Annotated in this window: 15 protein-coding genes; 14 read left to right on the top strand and 1 reads right to left on the bottom strand. The window is 39.5% G+C overall.

Features of this window, described 5'->3' with window-relative positions; genetic code table 11:
* The first annotated feature begins 21 nt into the window (after positions 1 to 21).
* The 10 genes from IQ283_RS19095 (at position 22) to IQ283_RS19140 (ending at position 12,936) form a co-directional block, all read left to right on the top strand.
* Positions 22 to 1,503 (top strand): NCS1 family transporter, encoded by a 1,482-nt coding sequence (locus tag IQ283_RS19095; RefSeq protein WP_194221657.1) that lies wholly within the window; start codon positions 22 to 24, stop codon positions 1,501 to 1,503.
* Between the two features lie 4 nt (positions 1,504 to 1,507).
* Positions 1,508 to 1,738, top strand: a complete 231-nt coding sequence (locus IQ283_RS19100) for a hypothetical protein (protein ID WP_194221658.1) — start codon at positions 1,508 to 1,510, stop codon at positions 1,736 to 1,738.
* 14 nt (positions 1,739 to 1,752) lie between these two features.
* Positions 1,753 to 1,995 (top strand): hypothetical protein, encoded by a 243-nt coding sequence (locus IQ283_RS19105; RefSeq protein ID WP_194221659.1) that lies wholly within the window; start codon positions 1,753 to 1,755, stop codon positions 1,993 to 1,995.
* Positions 1,996 to 2,285: 290 nt separating this feature from the next.
* The gene (locus IQ283_RS19110; RefSeq protein WP_194221660.1) at positions 2,286 to 3,875 is read left to right on the top strand and encodes a PucR family transcriptional regulator; all 1,590 of its coding nucleotides are present in this window, start codon (positions 2,286 to 2,288) and stop codon (positions 3,873 to 3,875) included.
* A 111-nt stretch (positions 3,876 to 3,986) separates the two neighbouring features.
* Positions 3,987 to 5,453, top strand: a complete 1,467-nt coding sequence (locus tag IQ283_RS19115; RefSeq protein WP_194221661.1) for a CoA-acylating methylmalonate-semialdehyde dehydrogenase — start codon at positions 3,987 to 3,989, stop codon at positions 5,451 to 5,453.
* 15 nt (positions 5,454 to 5,468) lie between these two features.
* Positions 5,469 to 6,806: an aspartate aminotransferase family protein gene (locus IQ283_RS19120; protein WP_194222305.1), complete on the top strand. Its 1,338-nt coding sequence runs from the start codon at positions 5,469 to 5,471 to the stop codon at positions 6,804 to 6,806.
* A 132-nt stretch (positions 6,807 to 6,938) separates the two neighbouring features.
* On the top strand, positions 6,939 to 7,922 hold the full coding sequence (locus tag IQ283_RS19125) for a quinone oxidoreductase family protein (protein WP_194221662.1): 984 nt from the start codon (positions 6,939 to 6,941) through the stop codon (positions 7,920 to 7,922).
* A gap of 497 nt (positions 7,923 to 8,419) precedes the next feature.
* Positions 8,420 to 11,278 carry a 2-oxoglutarate dehydrogenase E1 component gene (locus IQ283_RS19130; RefSeq protein ID WP_194221663.1) on the top strand — a complete coding sequence of 953 codons (2,859 nt, stop codon included), beginning with the start codon at positions 8,420 to 8,422 and terminating at the stop codon, positions 11,276 to 11,278.
* Positions 11,271 to 12,572 carry a 2-oxoglutarate dehydrogenase complex dihydrolipoyllysine-residue succinyltransferase gene (gene odhB / locus IQ283_RS19135; RefSeq protein ID WP_194221664.1) on the top strand — a complete coding sequence of 434 codons (1,302 nt, stop codon included), beginning with the start codon at positions 11,271 to 11,273 and terminating at the stop codon, positions 12,570 to 12,572. The genes IQ283_RS19130 and odhB overlap by 8 nt, the downstream gene beginning before the upstream one ends.
* A 160-nt stretch (positions 12,573 to 12,732) precedes the next feature.
* Positions 12,733 to 12,936: a DUF6501 family protein gene (locus tag IQ283_RS19140; protein WP_194221665.1), complete on the top strand. Its 204-nt coding sequence runs from the start codon at positions 12,733 to 12,735 to the stop codon at positions 12,934 to 12,936.
* 108 nt (positions 12,937 to 13,044) lie between these two features.
* Here the strand turns inward: IQ283_RS19140 and IQ283_RS19145 are convergent, their stop codons facing one another.
* Positions 13,045 to 14,283 carry a YeeE/YedE family protein gene (locus IQ283_RS19145; RefSeq protein ID WP_194222306.1) on the bottom strand — a complete coding sequence of 413 codons (1,239 nt, stop codon included), beginning with the start codon at positions 14,281 to 14,283 and terminating at the stop codon, positions 13,045 to 13,047.
* Positions 14,284 to 14,618: 335 nt separating this feature from the next.
* On the opposite strand from IQ283_RS19145, the gene IQ283_RS19150 reads away from it, so the two are divergent.
* From IQ283_RS19150 to IQ283_RS19165, 4 genes are all read left to right on the top strand, one after another.
* On the top strand, positions 14,619 to 15,686 hold the full coding sequence (locus IQ283_RS19150; RefSeq protein WP_194221666.1) for a nitric oxide synthase oxygenase: 1,068 nt from the start codon (positions 14,619 to 14,621) through the stop codon (positions 15,684 to 15,686).
* A 158-nt stretch (positions 15,687 to 15,844) separates the two neighbouring features.
* Complete coding sequence (locus IQ283_RS19155) at positions 15,845 to 16,267, top strand: DUF4395 domain-containing protein (protein WP_322098504.1); 423 nt, start codon at positions 15,845 to 15,847, stop codon at positions 16,265 to 16,267.
* Positions 16,268 to 16,414: 147 nt separating this feature from the next.
* Entirely contained in the window at positions 16,415 to 17,719 is a 1,305-nt protein-coding gene (locus tag IQ283_RS19160; protein WP_194221667.1) for a lysine N(6)-hydroxylase/L-ornithine N(5)-oxygenase family protein, read from the top strand.
* An 80-nt stretch (positions 17,720 to 17,799) separates the two neighbouring features.
* Positions 17,800 to 17,991, top strand: coding sequence for a hypothetical protein (locus IQ283_RS19165; protein ID WP_194221668.1), 192 nt, complete (start codon positions 17,800 to 17,802; stop codon positions 17,989 to 17,991).
* The last annotated feature ends 72 nt before the right edge of the window (positions 17,992 to 18,063 follow it).

An 18,063-nucleotide genomic window follows, 5' to 3' on the forward strand; every position in this document is an offset into this window, starting at 1 on the left:
ACCGAAAAAGGGGATAGCTGAATGAAAAAAGATGAAAGCTATTTAAAGTCACCGGATCTTTTGCCCATTGCCCATAAAGATAGAAAGATAGGGACGGGCGGATTTGCAATGATGTGGGTTGGGATGGCTGTTGTTCTCGCCGCGTTTGCAATTGGTGGAGCCGGTGTTCAATCACTATCACTTACGTGGGTTGTAGCGGCAACGATTATCGGAACCCTTGGGATTGGTTTGTTTATTACAGTTATAGGTGATATCGGTATTGAACATGGTTTATCCTTTCCGGTTTATATGAGGGCACCTTTTGGTACGATCGGTACACACATTCCTTCCATTGTGAGAGGACTTGCTGCTTCATTCTGGTTTGGAATCAATACGTATTTTGGTGCAACGGCAATGAACGCAATTCTAAATGTACTTTTTGGATTTGATAACTGGTTTGTGTGTTTTCTGATTTTCGCAACGCTTCAGCTCGTAAACACTGCACTAGGTATCAAAGCAGTTGAACGATTCGCAGATCTCGCTGCACCAGTGATCATTATCATCTCTGTATGGATGTATGCTTCATTATCCGATCAGGCAGTTGCGCAGGGGCGAGAAGTATGGGCGTGGATTGAAAGCCCTGTGACAGGTGGAGCGGCAGTTACTGCTTTTCTTGTCGTTATCTTTAGTAATATGGGATTTTGGGCAACCATTTCAGCGGACATTCCTTCTATATCAAGATTCATCAAGGCTCCTAAATTCGAGCGGAATTGGGTGAAGCGTAATAAAGGAACGTTAGTAGGTAGTATGATTGCGCTACCGATCACGCAAACCTTTATGGTTATTATTGGTGGTGTATCCTACATTGCTGTTTCGAATTATGATCCAGTCGTTGCACTGCAGGAAGCCGCCACTGGTTTAGTTCTCGGCATTTTATTATTAATGATCGTTCTTGCTCAATGGTCAACTAATGTATCTGCCAACCTAGTACCAGCTGCCACAATTTTCTCCAATGTAGGTGGACCTAAAGTTCCGTTCTGGGCAGGTGTATTTATAGCAGGTATTATAGGATCAGTTGTTCAGCCGTGGAGCTTATTTAATATTCTCATACCGATCTTGCTCATAGTTGGTGGGATCTTATCTGCGATTGTTGGAATTCTTTTTGCTGACTATTATCTTCTAAGAAAGCGTCGCGTCAACGTTCCAGATTTGTATGAGCAAAACGGTCAGTATCGTTATATGAATGGGGTAAACGCCGCTGGATTTATCGCCTGGGTTCTCGGAGGATTAGCTGCTTATTTTCTCTCAAACTATTCATTTCTTGTAGGCTTTATTGTAGGTGCTGGAACTTACTTTGTCTTAGCAAAATACTGGTGGTTTAAGAAATATGAACAAGCTGAAATGATAGACCCAAGTGATGAGAAATACCTTGGGATAACAGTTGGTCGTGATTGGACTATCATGAGTGACAGTGAATCTCATGCTGTTCAAGAAGTGGGGAGTGCACTTGACGAAAGGAGCTAATGAAATGAGAGAACATCAGCATTATTTAATCGAACGCGAGAAGATCGACTATTTTATTGACCGTGGATATCGAATCAATGGTATTACCGAGAATTTAAGTGGGGCATTTATAGAGTTTATTCATAAAGACATGAAATCTGATGAAATTTCAAAAGAAATTCTTCATATTCAAACCGCTGATGGGAGAAAATACTTCTCAGCTCTTCTTTTAAAACAGATGCAATCCGTTACTTAGAGAGGAGGAAGCTCATGGAGTACACTTTATATTCGAAGGATAGCGCTTATCCATGCGAAGTAACGATTGATGAAGAAAATGGTCGTTATATGATAAGAAAGGCGGATACGAGCGGAGAGATTTTCAATTCAGCAGCAGAGTTAACGCTCTGGATTCGATCAAATTGGAAAGAGACGGACTTCCGGAGTAAGAAGCAATATTATTATTTAATGGAGTTGTTAGACGAATACGAATGGGAAGTAGACACTGGGCAGTAGTTGCCCAGTGTTTTTTTACTTTTCGTGTACTGATGCAAATGATATCATACACAAAATTTCATATACCGTAATGTAATATAAAAAATTTAAATAATTATGACTAATAATGTCATTATTTAGAGAATACCTAGAAATGATTTTCACGATGTAGTAAAGTTATTCTCACAAGATGTAAGCGCTATCATAAATGATGATTGAAAGATTATGTGCCGTAAAACCCCTGAATAGCAAAACTTCATGATTAGATTAACCATATAATCTTCAGAAGAGGAAGTGGTAGGATGCTGCGAATGACTAGTTTAACGGTCCATGAAGTGTTAGAGAGAGAACATTTTCATCATGCTACTGTCTTAGCTGGGAAAAACGGATTAGATCGAAGAATTAAATGGGTTCACGTTATGGAAGTAACCAGTGTAAAGCAGCTATTACACGGTGAAGAATTGATTTTATCCACAGGATTTGTTTGGAAAGATAACATAAGTGTTTTTCGCTCTATTGTGCAGCAATTGATACAAAGTAAAGCTGCTGGTCTTTGCATTGAAATAGGTACATACATGGATCATATCCCTTCAGAAATAATCGAACTTGCCGATCAGTATCATTTCCCCATTATTGCATTTACAAGAGAAGTTCGATTCGTTGATATCACACAGGACCTTCACTCCCTCTTAATTGCCCATCACTATCAAATGATTTCAGATCTGGAGCAGTTTTCACAGGAACTCAATAACCTTCTTCTTGTACCAGGATGTTTAACAAAGATTTTAACGCTACTTTCCATAAAAACAGGTATGCAGGTGATTTATAACCCTAAAGAAGCTGAGCCTATTTTTGCACCTGAAGCAACGGAAGAAAAAAAGGATACGTTTTTGCATTTTCTTACGATCCAACCAGAGGGTAAAGGCCTCGTGCTCCAACATGTTCGTGCAATGGATTATCACTTTGCAAATCTTATACTTGTCCCTGCGCAACATGCTTCGATTTCTGATTACGATATGCTACTACTTGATCGAAGTGCTACGGCAATCGCTCAATATCTTTTACGAGAATTATATATTGAAGAGAAGAAGCGAGCTCTTGAAACTGAATGGTTATACGATTGGATTGAAGGAAAGCATTCTGAAGAAAGAGTTTTATCCTATCTTGTAGATGTGGATGAAACACTTATTCCACGAGGTCTTCATGTATGCACGTGTAAATTCAAAAAACATCATGATACCTACACTTCTTCTCAGATGACATACTTTATGCTTCTCATGCGGTCTGTTTTTGAACAGGAAGGTTTCTTTGTATTATCGTTAACATCAAGGAATAAACTGATAATCATCATTCTAAATCGTCGATCTGAAGCAGATGTTGATCACCGTTTACGAGAGGCCTTTGAACGATTTCTTCAAAGCGACATCTTACAAAAAGAGTCTGTACCAGAAGTGGAGAAAATAGGAGTAGGTAAACATGTCCGCCTCTTAAAAGACATGCATAAAAGCTATGATTCATCTCTTGAGACACTTGTTATGAATGAGAAACTATTCTCACAATCTTCTATAGTGACCTACTACAATGACTTCCATATTTACCGTATGATCTTCCAACTAGCTAAGGGGAGAGAACTTAATGAATTTATGTTTGATTATTTAGACCCCGTTATGCAATATGATTCGAAGAATAACAGCAACTTACTAAATACGTTGAAAGTCTACATGTGTTGCAATGGATCAAAAAAGGAAACAGCTGAACAGCTTTACGTTGTACGACAGACCCTTTATCATCGATTAGAAAAATTAGAAGAGTTACTTGGGAGTGATTTTATGTGCTCTCCTAAGCGGCAAGCTATTGAATTCTCGTTACATGCATACGATTATTTGAAACAAAATGGCTAAAATGTGCAACGTGTACAATAGGCTCCTCATCCATGTTACGTTTTGTCTAATGTATGAGTGCCATTACATCCCCTACAATAAAGATATGAACGAATCAAAGGAGGGCATGTAATGACAGTTGTAAAGAAGGAAACGGCCGTATTAAAAAACTTTGTTAATGGGGAATGGGTAAACGCCAAAAGTAAAGATACGCTTGACGTCCCAAATCCTGCAACAGAAGAGAACCTCGCATATGTGCCACTATCGTCAAAAGAAGATGTTGATCTTGCTGTTCATGCTGCGACCACTGCATTTGAAACATGGAGCAAAGTTCCTGTTCCAAAAAGGGCACGAGTATTGTTTAAGTATCATTCCCTTCTAGTGAAAAACCACGAGGAACTAGCTGAGCTGGTTGTTAAAGAAAATGGAAAGAGTTATAAAGAAGCATATGGAGAAGTGCTTCGTGGTATTGAATGTGTGGAGTTTGCAACTGGAGCACCTTCTTTAATGATGGGAGACAATCTGTCTACGATCGCTGAAAGTATAGATTCAGAGATGTTCCGCTATCCTGTGGGTGTTGTTGGGGGAATTACTCCATTTAACTTTCCAATGATGGTACCTCATTGGATGTTTCCTCTTGCCATTGCCTGTGGGAATACGTTTGTTTTGAAGCCTTCTGAACGTACGCCCATTCTTGCTAACCGTATGGCGGAACTATTAACAGAAGCTGGTTTACCAAAAGGTGTATTTAATATTGTGCACGGTGCTCATGACGTTGTAAATGGATTGATAGAACATGAAGAAGTAAAAGCAGTCTCATTCGTAGGCTCTCAGCCCGTTGCTAAATATGTCTATGAACAAGCGGCATCACGAGGTAAAAGAGTGCAGGCGCTATCTGGTGCCAAAAATCATCATATTGTGATGCCTGATGCAGATATCGAAAAGGCTGTTCAACAAGTCATTAGTTCGACATTTGGTAGTGCAGGTCAGCGTTGTATGGCTTGTAGTGCCGTGGTTATTGTTGGAGACGGTGAAGCGTTTATTTCTTCTTTAAAAGACAAAGCAAATGAATTGAAGATGGGGAATGGATTAGATGAAGAGGTGTTGCTAACGCCAGTCATTCGAGCATCACATCGTGAAAAAGTTCTTGGATACATCGATAAAGGTTTAGAAGAAGGAGCAGCGTTAATTCGTGATGGACGCAGTGACATGAAAGAGCATGAGCAGGGGAATTTTATTGGACCTACTATCTTTGATGAAGTGACACCAGAGATGACGATTGCAAAAGAAGAGATTTTTGCACCTGTTCTTAGTTTATTACATGCTGATGGGATTGATGGAGCGCTTGGTATTCTTCGCAAATCTCGGTATGGAAACGGCGCAACAATTTATACGAAGGATGCAGGAGCGATTAGGAAATTCCGTGAAGAAGCGGATGCTGGCATGCTTGGCGTAAATGTTGGTGTTCCAGCACCTATGGCATTTTTCCCTTTTTCAGGATGGAAGGATTCTTTCTATGGAGATCTTCATGCAAATGGAAAAGACGGTGTAAATTTCTATACAAAAAGAAAAATGATTACAACTCGCTTTGACTACTAGAGGGGAGTGAAGAGTATGCATACTGCTCACGAGAATCTTGCAGGAAAAGATGAGAAATACGTCTGGCATGCGATGCGTCCATATGATCCAAAGTCTACTATGGTGATTGAGAAAGCAAATGGTGCTTGGTTAACTGATTACGAAGGAAATCAATTTCTCGATGCTATGGCTGGACTCTGGTGTGTCAATGTTGGGTACGGTCGAGAGGAACTGGCTCAGGCAGCTTTCGATCAGCTTAAAGAGTTATCTTATTATCCGTTAACGCATACACACGCCCCGGCTATTAAGTTAGCAGAAAAGCTAAATGAGATGCTTGGTGGAGGATACGTTATCTTTTTCTCTAATAGCGGGTCTGAAGCAAACGAAACAGCTTTCAAAATTGCGAGGCAATACCATGAGCAAAAGGGAGAAGGAAGTAGACATAAAATTGTTTCCCGCTATAGAGCGTATCATGGTAATACAATGGGTTCATTAGCTGCAACAGGTCAGGCGCAACGGAAATACAAATATGAACCACTTGGTCAGGGTTTTTTACATGTACAGCCACCAGATACGTATAGAGAGATTCAAGATCATCAAGGACAACTACCTTCGGTCAAAGCCGTTGATGATATAATGACATGGGAACTTAGCCAGACAATCGCCGCTATGATTATGGAACCGATCATCACAGGTGGAGGTATTATTATGCCTCAACAAGAGTACATGAAATCCGTGAAAGAAATATGTGAAAAGCACGGCGCTCTGTTAATTTGTGATGAAGTGATTTGTGGCTTCGGAAGAACAGGAAAAGCATTTGGGTTTATGAATTATGATGTGAAGCCAGATATAGTGACAATGGCAAAAGGTTTAACAAGTGGTTACCTCCCATTATCCGCAACAGCTGTTAAAGAAGAGGTCTACGAAGCATTTAAGGGAAAAGATTCTTATGATCATTTCAGACATATCAATACATTCGGCGGCAACCCAGCCTCATGTGCACTTGCCCTAAAGAATTTAGAAATAATGGAGCAGGAGCAGCTTTTTGATCGGTCACTTACTTTAGGTGATAAGCTAAAGAAGCAGTTAACAGAGCGCTTAGCCACTCACCCAAATGTTGGTGATGTTCGAGGGAAAGGATTATTGGTTGGCATCGAGCTCGTCGAAGACAAGAGCACCAAGAAGCCCTTAGCAGTCAGTGAGCTAAATAAAGTAATCGCCTATTGCAAATCACAAGGTGTAATTATAGGGAAGAATGGTGACACGGTAGCAGGTTATAACAATGTTTTAACGATGGCTCCTCCACTAACGATCAAAGAAAAGGATGTCGATTTACTTGCTCAAACCGTAATTGAAGGTCTACTACATTTATAAAAGTGCGCCATCGGCGCACTTTTTATTGCGGGGGAAGTGGTATCAATTAAAAAAGATTGAATATTTGAATATCTTATATTATAGTGAAAGTGTTACATACTGACTGGTTAGTAAAAAAAAGGAGGAATTGCAATGAAAGCGATCCAACTTAAGGAATTTGGTGGACCCGAAGTTTTACAACTCATTGACATGGATGTTCCGGAACCAAAAGGTCATGAAGTATTAATTGAAATTCAAGCTATTGGAGTTAATTACGCTGATACTGCGAGAAGAGAAGGGCAATATGTTGTTGAAACTCCGCTTCCTTACGTTCCAGGCTCCGAAGTAGCAGGTATAGTGAAAGCTGTTGGAGAGAAGGTGACTTCCGTAAAACCAGGATCATCTGTTGTGACGTTACTAGGCACGAAAAATGCGACGGGTTATGCAGAATTTACGCTAGCTGATGAAAGAGGGTTGATTGCCATTCCTGAAGGTGTTGAACCTCAATATGCTGTTGCGTTACCGCTACAAGGTTTGAGTGCTTATCATACACTCAAAACTATGGGACGATTTGAAAATGGGGAGACTGTCTTAATTCATGCGGCTGCAGGTGGCGTAGGAACGATAGCCGTTCAACTCGCAAGACTATGGGGAGCTAAAACGGTTATTGGAACAGCGAGTAGTGAAGAAAAAAGAAACCTTGCTGCTGATATGGGTGCAGATCTCACTGTGGATTATACGAAAGAAGGATGGGAGCAAGAAGTTTTAGATGCAACAGATGGTAATGGAGTGGACGTTATTCTGGAAATGGCTGGCGGAGACGTTTTTAGAAAATCGTTGAAGTGTCTTGCTCCATTTGGACGACTCGTTATTTATGGCGTGGCGAGCGGAGAACAAAGCCGCTTCTATCCATCCTCTCTAATGGAGAAAAATCAATCAGTGGTTGGTTTTTTCCTGCCACAAATGATGCGCAAACCAGTCCTTTATCAGAAGAGTCTCGAAGAATTGCTACATTATATGCAAAGTGGTGAATTGAAATTAACAATTGGTGGTGTATTTAATTTAGAAGAAGCAGCTGACGTTCATCGTATGCTTCAAGGGCGTCAAACGAAAGGAAAACTAATCTTAACACCTTAATTCAACATAAACAAAGCCGACCTATAAAGGTCGGCTTTGTTTAGTTATAGCTGATATTCGTTTAGGTAAGTAGTACTTCGCTTTTCCACATACAACTAATTTTTAACGAATCCTATAGGATGAATGAAATAAAATGGATCGCATTTCGTTCGTATCACACTAAAGAAATAAACCGCTGTAAATATTCATTGGTAGAAAATCGATATTAGCTATTCACTATGGTAACACTTTGTGGTAATTTAGTATTGCACTGTGTTAATATTCGAAAAATTTTTCGACTTTTATCATTGTTCGTTGAAATTTTTTTCGATAATTTGCTTGAAAGTTTTGTGGGCAGTCTAAAATTATGCTAAAATACCAATGTAAGCGTTTTTTTAAATTGAATGTTTCAAATCGCGAAATGAGTGTAAAGAACAAGTAAGAAACCATGCTTAAAGTGGTGTGCAATAAGACCATTGCACTAATTGAGTTTAAACCCAGCAGGGAGGTAGCATGCTTTGAATACCAAACAGTCCAGAGTGGAACATCCATGGCAAGAATTTTATGGACCAAACCTTGGCTATGCCATTGAATTATATGAAAAATATCAAGAGGATCCTGAATCTGTTGATCCAGACATGCGTCAAAAATTTGACCAGTGGGGACCCCCACCTTCTTCACAAGAAGTTGTTGAAACTTCAGGTCAGCCAGCTAATCTCAAAAAGGTTATTTCTGCTGTTAAATTAGCCGACAATATTCGTACATATGGCCATTTAGCTGCGGCGATTAACCCGCTTTCTAATGAAAAATCTGATCAGGATTTCATGACACCACAGAAATACGGTCTCTCTGATGAAGACCTGAAAGCGATTCCTGCACAAGTGATTTGGGAAAATGCTCCTGATGAAGTAAACAATGGATTGCAAGCGATTCAAAAATTGCAAGATCTTTATACAAAATCTATGTCTTATGAGTTCACTCATGTTCATTCAGACGATGAGCGTAAATGGCTAGATGAAATGGTAGAAAACGATTCTGTAAGTCGTACACTTACGAATGATGATCGTAAGGAGCTCCTACGCAGATTAACGGAAGTAGAAGGATTCGAGAAATTCCTTCATAAAACATTTGTTGGTCAAAAGCGCTTTTCAATCGAAGGCGTTGATGCCATGGTGCCGATGCTTGACGATGTTATTAAGTGCGGGACAAGTGATGGTGCAAAGAACGTTATGATTGGTATGGCGCACCGAGGTCGTTTGAACGTTCTAACACATGTTTTAAACAAGCCTTACGAGAAAATATTCTCTGAATTTCACCATGCACCAAATAAGGAACTCGTTCCTTCAGAAGGTTCAATGGGAATTAACTACGGTTGGACAGGTGACGTAAAATATCACATGGGGGCAGACCGGAAATTTGAAGAGTCTGATACTGCTAAAGCAACGGTAACACTAGCAAACAACCCGAGTCATCTTGAATTCGTCGATCCTGTTGTAGAAGGGTATGCTCGAGCTGCTCAAGAAACACGTGAAGAAAAAGGTGAGCCAAAGCAGGACTTCCGTAAATCATTTGCTATCTTAATCCATGGCGATGCGGCCTTCCCAGGTGAGGGAGTGGTTGCTGAGACGCTTAACTTAAGTCAGCTGAAAGGCTATCATACTGGTGGAACGATTCATATCATAGCTAACAACCAGCTTGGATTTACGACTGAGAGCACAGATTCTCGCTCTACAAAATACGCAAGTGATCTTGCTAAGGGATACGAGATTCCAATTGTTCACGTCAATGCGGATGATCCAGAGGCGTGTCTCGCTGCTATGCACTTAGCATACGAATACCGCATGAAGTTTAATAAAGACTTTCTAATTGATCTCATCGGCTATCGTCGATTTGGCCATAATGAAATGGATGATCCGGCTGTAACGCAGCCGCATTTATATGAAAAGATTAAAAACCATCCTACTGTTCGAGCGAGCTATGCGAAGTATCTTACTGAGCAGAAAGTCATCGAGAGTGGTGATGGCGAGAAATATGATGAGGAAATTCTTGCACAGCTACAAGAGCAATACGATAAGGTGGCTAAGGGTGGCGAAGCTGATACAGATGTAAAAGAACTGCAGCCGCCTAAAGAAATCGTTAAAGGAATACCAACTATTGATACATCTGTTCCACTTGAAACATTGAAAGATATTAATGAGAAGCTTCTAATTCGTCCTGATGGCTTTAATGTATATCCAAAGCTTGAGCGAATTTTAAAAAGAAGACTTGATATGTTGGAAGAGGGCGGAAAAGTGGATTGGGCCCTTGGTGAAACGCTAGCATTTGCTTCTATCCTTGGTGATGGAACTCCTATTCGTATTACAGGTCAGGACTCACAGCGTGGTACATTCGCGCAACGTCATCTCGTTCTTCATGATAAAGAAACTGGAGAGACGTTCTGTCCGCTACACGAAATACCGCAGGCAGAGTCTTCCTTTGCGATTCATAATAGTCCACTTTCTGAAGCATCAGTCGTTGGGTTCGAATATGGATATAATGTTTTTGCTCCAGAAACACTCGTTATTTGGGAAGCACAATATGGTGACTTTGCTAATGCTGCTCAAGTTATATTTGACCAATTTGTTTCTGCTGGAAGAGCTAAGTGGGGACAAAAATCAGGAATGGTTCTTCTACTTCCTCATGGTTATGAAGGTCAAGGTCCTGAGCATTCAAGTGGTAGAGTCGAACGCTTCCTTACTTTAGCTGCGGAAAACAACTGGACAGTTGCGAACCTTACTAGTGCGGCACAATACTTCCACATATTGCGAAGACAAGCTGCGATACTAGAGAAACAAGAAGTTCGTCCGCTAGTTATTATGACACCTAAGAGCCTACTTCGTAATCAACGTACATCATCACCTGGCTTTGAATTTAGTCAAGGTCAGTTCCTAAGCGTTGTTGAACAAGCGGGTCTTGGTGAGAAGAAGACGAAAGTCGAACGTATTGTTTTATGTACTGGTAAAGTAGCTGTTGACCTTGCAGCTGAAATTGAGTCATCTGATGAAAAGTATGACTGGCTACATGTTTTGAGAGTGGAGCAACTATATCCATTCCCAGAGGATGAAGTGAAGAAGATTTTTGAACGGTATTCAAATGTGAAAGAAATCATTTGGTTACAAGAAGAACCAAAGAATATGGGAGCATGGAATTATATTTCATCTCGAATTCACGATTCAGCACCTGATGGAGTTTCCGTTAACTATGTAGGACGTCCTGATCGTTCAAGTCCTGCAGGCGGAGAACCTAACGTGCATAAGAAAGACCAGGAAAGAATTATTCAAGAAGTATTAGAACCATCCAAAACTGTTTCCCATCAAGGAGGTAATCGTCGTGATTGAAGTTAAAGTACCAGAACTAGCAGAATCCATTACAGAAGGTACCATTTCTCAATGGTTAATCAAAGTAGGCGACAAAGTTGAAAAAGGTGACAACCTTGTTGAGCTTGAAACAGATAAAGTAAACATTGAAGTGAGTGCAGAAAATGATGGCGTGATTGAAGAACTTCTTAAAGAGCCAGGAGATAATGTTGAAGTAGGCGAAATTATTGCTTATCTTGGCAGCGGAAGTGGAGAAAATAGTGCTTCTGAAACAAAAGAAGAGAAATCCACTGAAAAAGCGGAAGCAAAACAGGAAGAAAAAGAAACACCTGAGGAAGCGAAGTCAGAGCAAGAATCTAAAGCACATGCAACTGAATCAAATGAAGAAAAATCCGAGAATGGTCGCACTGTTGCTTCACCTTCTGCGCGTAAGCTTGCGCGTGAACTAGGTGTTGATTTAAACAATGTTGAAACACGCGATCCATTAGGACGTGTTCGCCCAGACGATGTCAAGGCACATGCAGATAAAGCGAACCAGAAAGAAGCACCTAAGCAAGAAAAGAAACAGGAGACTCCGAAACAAGAAAAGAAATCTCCTGATGCAAATGAAGGCAAGCCAGTAGAGCGTGTGAAGATGTCACGTCGTCGTCAAACGATTGCTAAGCGTCTTGTGGAAGTACAGCATACGGCAGCTATGTTAACAACGTTTAATGAAGTTGACATGACAGCGATTATGGAACTTCGTAAGCGTCGCAAAGACAAGTTCCTAGAAGATAATGATGTAAAGCTCGGATTTATGTCATTTTTCACGAAAGCCGTTGTTGGCGCACTGAAAAAATATCCACGTCTAAATGCAGAAATTCAAGATACTGATATTGTCTTGAAGAAATTTTATGATATCGGTATTGCGGTTGGAGCAGAAGAAGGACTTGTCGTTCCTGTCGTTCGTGATGCAGATAAGCTATCTTTTGCTGGAATCGAACAGGAAATTGGTAACCTTGCAAAAAAAGCGCGTGATAATAAATTAAAGCTTGATGAACTTCAGGGTGGTTCATTCACTATTACAAATGGTGGGATTTTCGGATCAATGCTTTCGACACCGATTTTGAACGCTCCTCAAGTTGGTATTCTAGGAATGCACAAAATTCAATGGCGTCCTATGGCAATTGATCAGGAAAGAATGGAAAACCGTCCGATGATGTACATCGCTCTCTCATACGATCACCGTATTGTTGATGGCGGAGAAGCGGTTAGCTTCCTTGCTAAAATTAAAGAACTTCTTGAAGATCCAGAACAGCTACTTCTAGAAGGGTAATTTAACAAAGAACCTGAATCTCACCGATTCAGGTTCTTTTTACATCAAGACAGTTGGTGATTCCACGATTAACTTGTTTAAAAAGGAATAGATGATCTTCCTTTATCTTATTGGTTCTGTCATGTAAAATAAAAAGAAAGTTGAAAGGGAGTGAAACAAGATGATTCATCATTCATGGAAAGAAGCACCTACTATTAAAAATGTGAAATGTGTACATACAGATGCAAAGAAGTATATGGTCAATCGCGTATTAACAGAAGGTAAAACATATGAAGTTAAGAATGAAACAGAAGAGTTTTTATTTGTAGTTGATAATAGTGGAAAAGTAGGCGGATTTTATAAAGAGTATTTTGAGGAAATCTAGTTTTCCATACTTATTAGACCAGATCATTAATGATCTGGTCTTTTTATTATACGAAATGATTTTTCACCATTATGAAGGGCACTGGTTATTATCCAGTGCCCAGTTATGTTAGCAAAATTGATCGTCTTTTTTAGGGTTTTTCAAACCGAATAATGGTCTTAAATAAAGCGCAACATATGAACCTGCAAGAGCTACAATCATCCATACCCAGCCATGAAGGCTAAAGGATGCAATCCCGCCAAAGTACGCCCCTATGTTACAGCCGTAGGCAAGACGAGCACCGTAGCCCATTAATAAACCGCCGATAATAGAAGCAGCAGCTAATTTCAATGGAACTCTTCTCATAACGAATGCGCCCCCAGCACCTGCTGCAACAAAAGCACCTAAAATGACACCGAAGTTCATGACGCTAGTTGAATCTGTAAGAATCGATTGTTCAAGAGCAGCAGCTTTTCCTCCAGACCAATAACCCCATTTCGTGACATCTATGCCAAGAAACAGCGCAATCTTAGATCCCCATAGAGCAAAAGCTGACGTAATACCCCAAGGATTTCCACGCGAGATAAGTGTTAATGCATTTAGGATACCGAGCGCAATGGCAGCTGTCCAAATCGGCCATGAGCCGCGGAAGATCCGTTTCCATCCAGTTGATGTCGGCAAAGGTTTCATCTTAGGGGGCTTTCGTTTCTTTGCAATGCTTCTTACAACAATGAATATGATAGCAAATAAGAATAGTTGGGCAATCCAAGCGCCAAAATATCCTAAGCCTGTGTCTTCTGCTAACGAGATTGCCTCAAAGGATGGCATCTGATTTACCCAGAAATCAAAGTGCCAGGCACCAATGACAGATCCAACAATGAAACCAAATAACGTTAGCAGCATTTCAGACTTTCCCCATCCAACTGTATAGAGTGTCCCAGAAGCACATCCTCCACCGAGTTGCATGCCTATACCAAATAGAAAAGATCCTACTACAACACTAGTTCCCACTGGAAAAACATATCCTGTTGGATTTGTATCAAATAAACCAAAACCATTTGCGAGTATTGGCGCAAACAACGTACTAGCCACAGCTAACATAAGCATATGTGATTGAATAGCTGTCCCGTTGCCTACACTAAGAAGTTGTCTAAAGGCGGAAGTGAATCCAAATCTTGCATGTAAGAGGCAGTACCCAAGTAATAGGCCTAAACCAAACAGCACAAATTGTTGAATGCCTTGATCCAGCCACAGAATTAGTGCTAGTAAACCAATAACGATAAAGCCACCTGTTAACACAGGTTTTTGTGGCGCTTTTAAAAACGGTAATTGTAAATTTGTTTTTGAACGATGAATCGGCTGTTCCATAGCCATATATAATGCACCTCATTCCGATGTATTTAGTATGAATTGATTTGTACATCCTACATGATATTTCCCTTTCTGTAAACAATTACGTGTTCTTTCCTAAAAGCTATCATAATGAACGGCTTCACTTGGATAAACAAAACAACGAGGTATTAACAATATAAATAAACATTGCTTCTTAAAACCGATCGTTTGATATGTACCATTCGTCCTATATAGAAGGGGTGTGATATAATATTTCTGTGCAAAATGACGTCTTTTCATAGGATTAATAGAACGATATTCAGCTTAAGATCAGGTGTTACAACCGTCTCAGGCTATTGGAGGTTGAGACAATGGAAAAAGAACAATTATTAGATACTGCTTATGACTTTGTCGATCAAGCTTATTATGAATTAAACAAAGATCCAGCCGAATTAATAAAACGAAAAACTGAAATAAAAAGAGAAATTACCGATACAGGATCCTATACTCATACATATGAAGAGTTAGTTCAAGGTGCAAAAATGGCTTGGAGAAATAGCAATAAGTGTATCGGTCGCCTTTTCTGGAATACGATGACTGTTTTAGATGCTCGATCGGCTTGTACTGTAGAAGAAGTATCTGAAGCATTAATAAATCATATTCGAATGGCGTCTAATGGAGGGAAAATTAAACCTTCCATCACCATTTTCGCACCTGGTAAAGTGCTAATTTGGAATCACCAACTCATACGTTACGCAGGTTATGAAACCGAGAATGGCATCATTGGTGATCCTGATTCAATATCATTTACTAAGAAAGTAATGGAACTGGGTTGGAGAGGTGAAGGGACGCAACACGACGTTTTACCGCTTGTTTTTTGTATAGATGCTGGAAGTCCAAACGTCGTCGAGATCCCTGCTAATGAAGTTATCCAGGTACAAATTAAGCATCCGGAATATGATTTTTCTCCTTTAAATGTTAAGTGGTATGGTGTGCCTATCATATCAGATATGCGATTAGAAATCGGAGGGATCCATTACAATGCAGCCCCATTTAATGGCTGGTATATGGGCACAGAAATCGGTGCTAGGAACCTTGCAGATAAGAATCGATATAACCTTCTACCAGAAGTCGCTAAAATCTTAAATCTCGATACTCGTTCGAATGCGACGCTTTGGAAAGATCGCGCTTTAGTTGAGTTAAATCGTGCTGTTTTGTATTCCTATCAAGAGGAAGGCGTTAGTATCGTTGATCATCATACTGCTGCAAAACAATTTCACAAATTTGAACAAAATGAAGCGAAAGCAGAACGAGAAGTAACGGGTAATTGGACTTGGCTCATTCCACCTGTATCACCTGCTACAACGCATATTTTTCACAAACCATATAAAAATAAAATTGTAACTCCTAACTATTTTTATCAAGACAAACCATACTAAAAGAGTCTTGAACGTAAATATGGGGCATTGATATTTGATGCTAACTTTAAAAACCACTTGTCGGTGGTTTTTTCTTATGAGCATTAGACTATACAAAAGTCTTAAAAAGCAGTATCCTTTAATATAAACATATTCCTATAAGAAAGGTTGGTATTAAATTGCCTTCATCTATACCTAGACCTCTAGTGAGAGTAAATCAATCGTTTATTTTTATATTTGCTACGTCATTTGTCTTTCTTTATCACTGGTTATTTCTTATTATTCCTCTCATTGTTGGAATAATGGGGCTACTTATGAACTTTAATCCAGTTATGAAGGCGGGTAAACTTTTCTTAAAGAAGCCTGTTAATCAATATATTCCTGAAGATAAAGATCAACAGCAATTCAATCAAAAAATAGCTGTGACGTTGTTGTCTGTTTCATTAATCGCCTATTACCTTAACGTGAACTGGTTAGCGATCACGTCTGCCACTATGGTGGCACTTGCTTCACTAATTGCTATTCTTGGTTTTTGTATCGGTTGCTTTGTTCGCTTTCAATGGAAGCAGTATCAATATCGTCGTTCTCAACATTCTTCTTAAAAACAGCCTAATTAGGCTGTTTTTTTAGTTTTGAATGGTATGTTCAAATTGCTCGTTAATCTCTCGCTTTTTAGAAAAAACAGATAATAGCATTTCTGGTATAATAAAAGGAGATAATAGATGCAAGAAGAGAAAGGATAGGATTGGATGAAACAGAAAGTATACGATTTAATTGGTGTTGGGATTGGACCATTTAATTTAGGGTTAGCTGCTTTGATGGATCCAATTAAAGAAATGGATACACTTTTCTTTGAGCAGAAGGAACAATTTAATTGGCATCCGGGAATGTTGATTGAAGGGACACGGCTCCAAGTACCTTTTATGGCGGATCTTGTCACAATGGCTGATCCAACTAATCCGTATAGTTATTTAAATTATTTAAAACATCATAATCGTTTGTATCATTTTTATTTTCTACAGCGTCTTGAAATGCCACGTAATGAGTACAATCATTATTGTCAGTGGGCAGCCAATCAATTGGAAAGCTGTCAATTCGGCTCGAAAGTATTAGCTGTAGTTCCAATAGGTAAACCAGTCGAGCGTTATGAAATTACGGTTGAAAAGCTTACCACTGGTGAAACAGAAACATATGTAGCTAAAAATATTATCCTTGGAGTAGGAACTATTCCGTCATTACCTAAGGCGTTGCAGGATTTTCCTGAAGAAGACGTTTTTCATTCTTCAACATTTTTAGATCATACAGAGCGGTGTAAACAGGCCAAGAAAATTACGGTTATTGGGTCCGGGCAAAGCTCTGCAGAGATTTTCCGTGAATTGTTAAAAGAAAGACAAGAGTACGGGTATTCCCTTAATTGGGTAACAAGGTCTCAAGGATTTTTCCCAATGGAAGAAACGAGATTAAGTTTAGAGCACTTTTCTCCTGAATATGTTGATTACTTCTATGATCTTCCTCAGGAGCAAAAAGATGATATCTTTAAAGGACAGCAGTTATTATATAAAGGCATTAGTCCTCATACCATTACCGATATTTATAACCTTCTATATGAACAGTCCGTGGGAGGTAAAGATATGGATGTGATGCTAATGCCATTAACTGAAATCAATGGAGTTAGAGAAAAAGAAGATGGAACAGGGTATGAAGTAGAATGTCGACAATGGCAAAAAGGAGAAAATTTCCTTTTGGACAGTGAAGTTATTATTGCTGGTACAGGTTACCGCCCGTTGATTCCTAAGTGCCTTCAAGATTTAGAAGAGATCATTGATTGGGATGAGCAGGGGCGATACCATGTCTCAAAAGATTATCGACTTAACTTAACTTGTGAAGCTTCTTCTCATATTTTTGTTCATAGTGGCATGCAGCATACTCATGGTGTGGGATCAACGAACCTCGGTCTTGCTGTAAATCGAAATAAAATCATTATTAATCAACTAGCTGAGAAAGAAATATATCCAGTTCTAGAAGGAAATATTTTTCAACAATTTGAACTATAAGATGAAAACCAGCCAACTTGGCTGGTTTTTTGTATGAAAATAACCTTTTGATAGAAACTAATGTAAAGGAGGAGTGCCATATGGAGAAAAATGCACGAGGTTATGTTCAAGATAGCTGTAGGGCTCTTGAAGAAGCGAGTAAATATTTAGAGGATGCTCTTTCGACAGTTGAAAAAGGGCAAAATCGTGATCGAATTCAACAGTCTCTAGATGAGTTGATGACTGTTCAGTCTCATTGTAACGAGACTGCAAACGTTCTAGAGCAGCGATAAAAATTTTTTGAGTAAATTTGTAAATTATAGTTTTAGCTCAATTAAAATCGGAAATGGTGAACTAACGCTTTA

It is taken from the genome of Pseudalkalibacillus hwajinpoensis (genome assembly GCF_015234585.1).
GTDB classification, from domain to species: Bacteria; Bacillota; Bacilli; order Bacillales; family Guptibacillaceae; genus Guptibacillus; species Guptibacillus hwajinpoensis_B.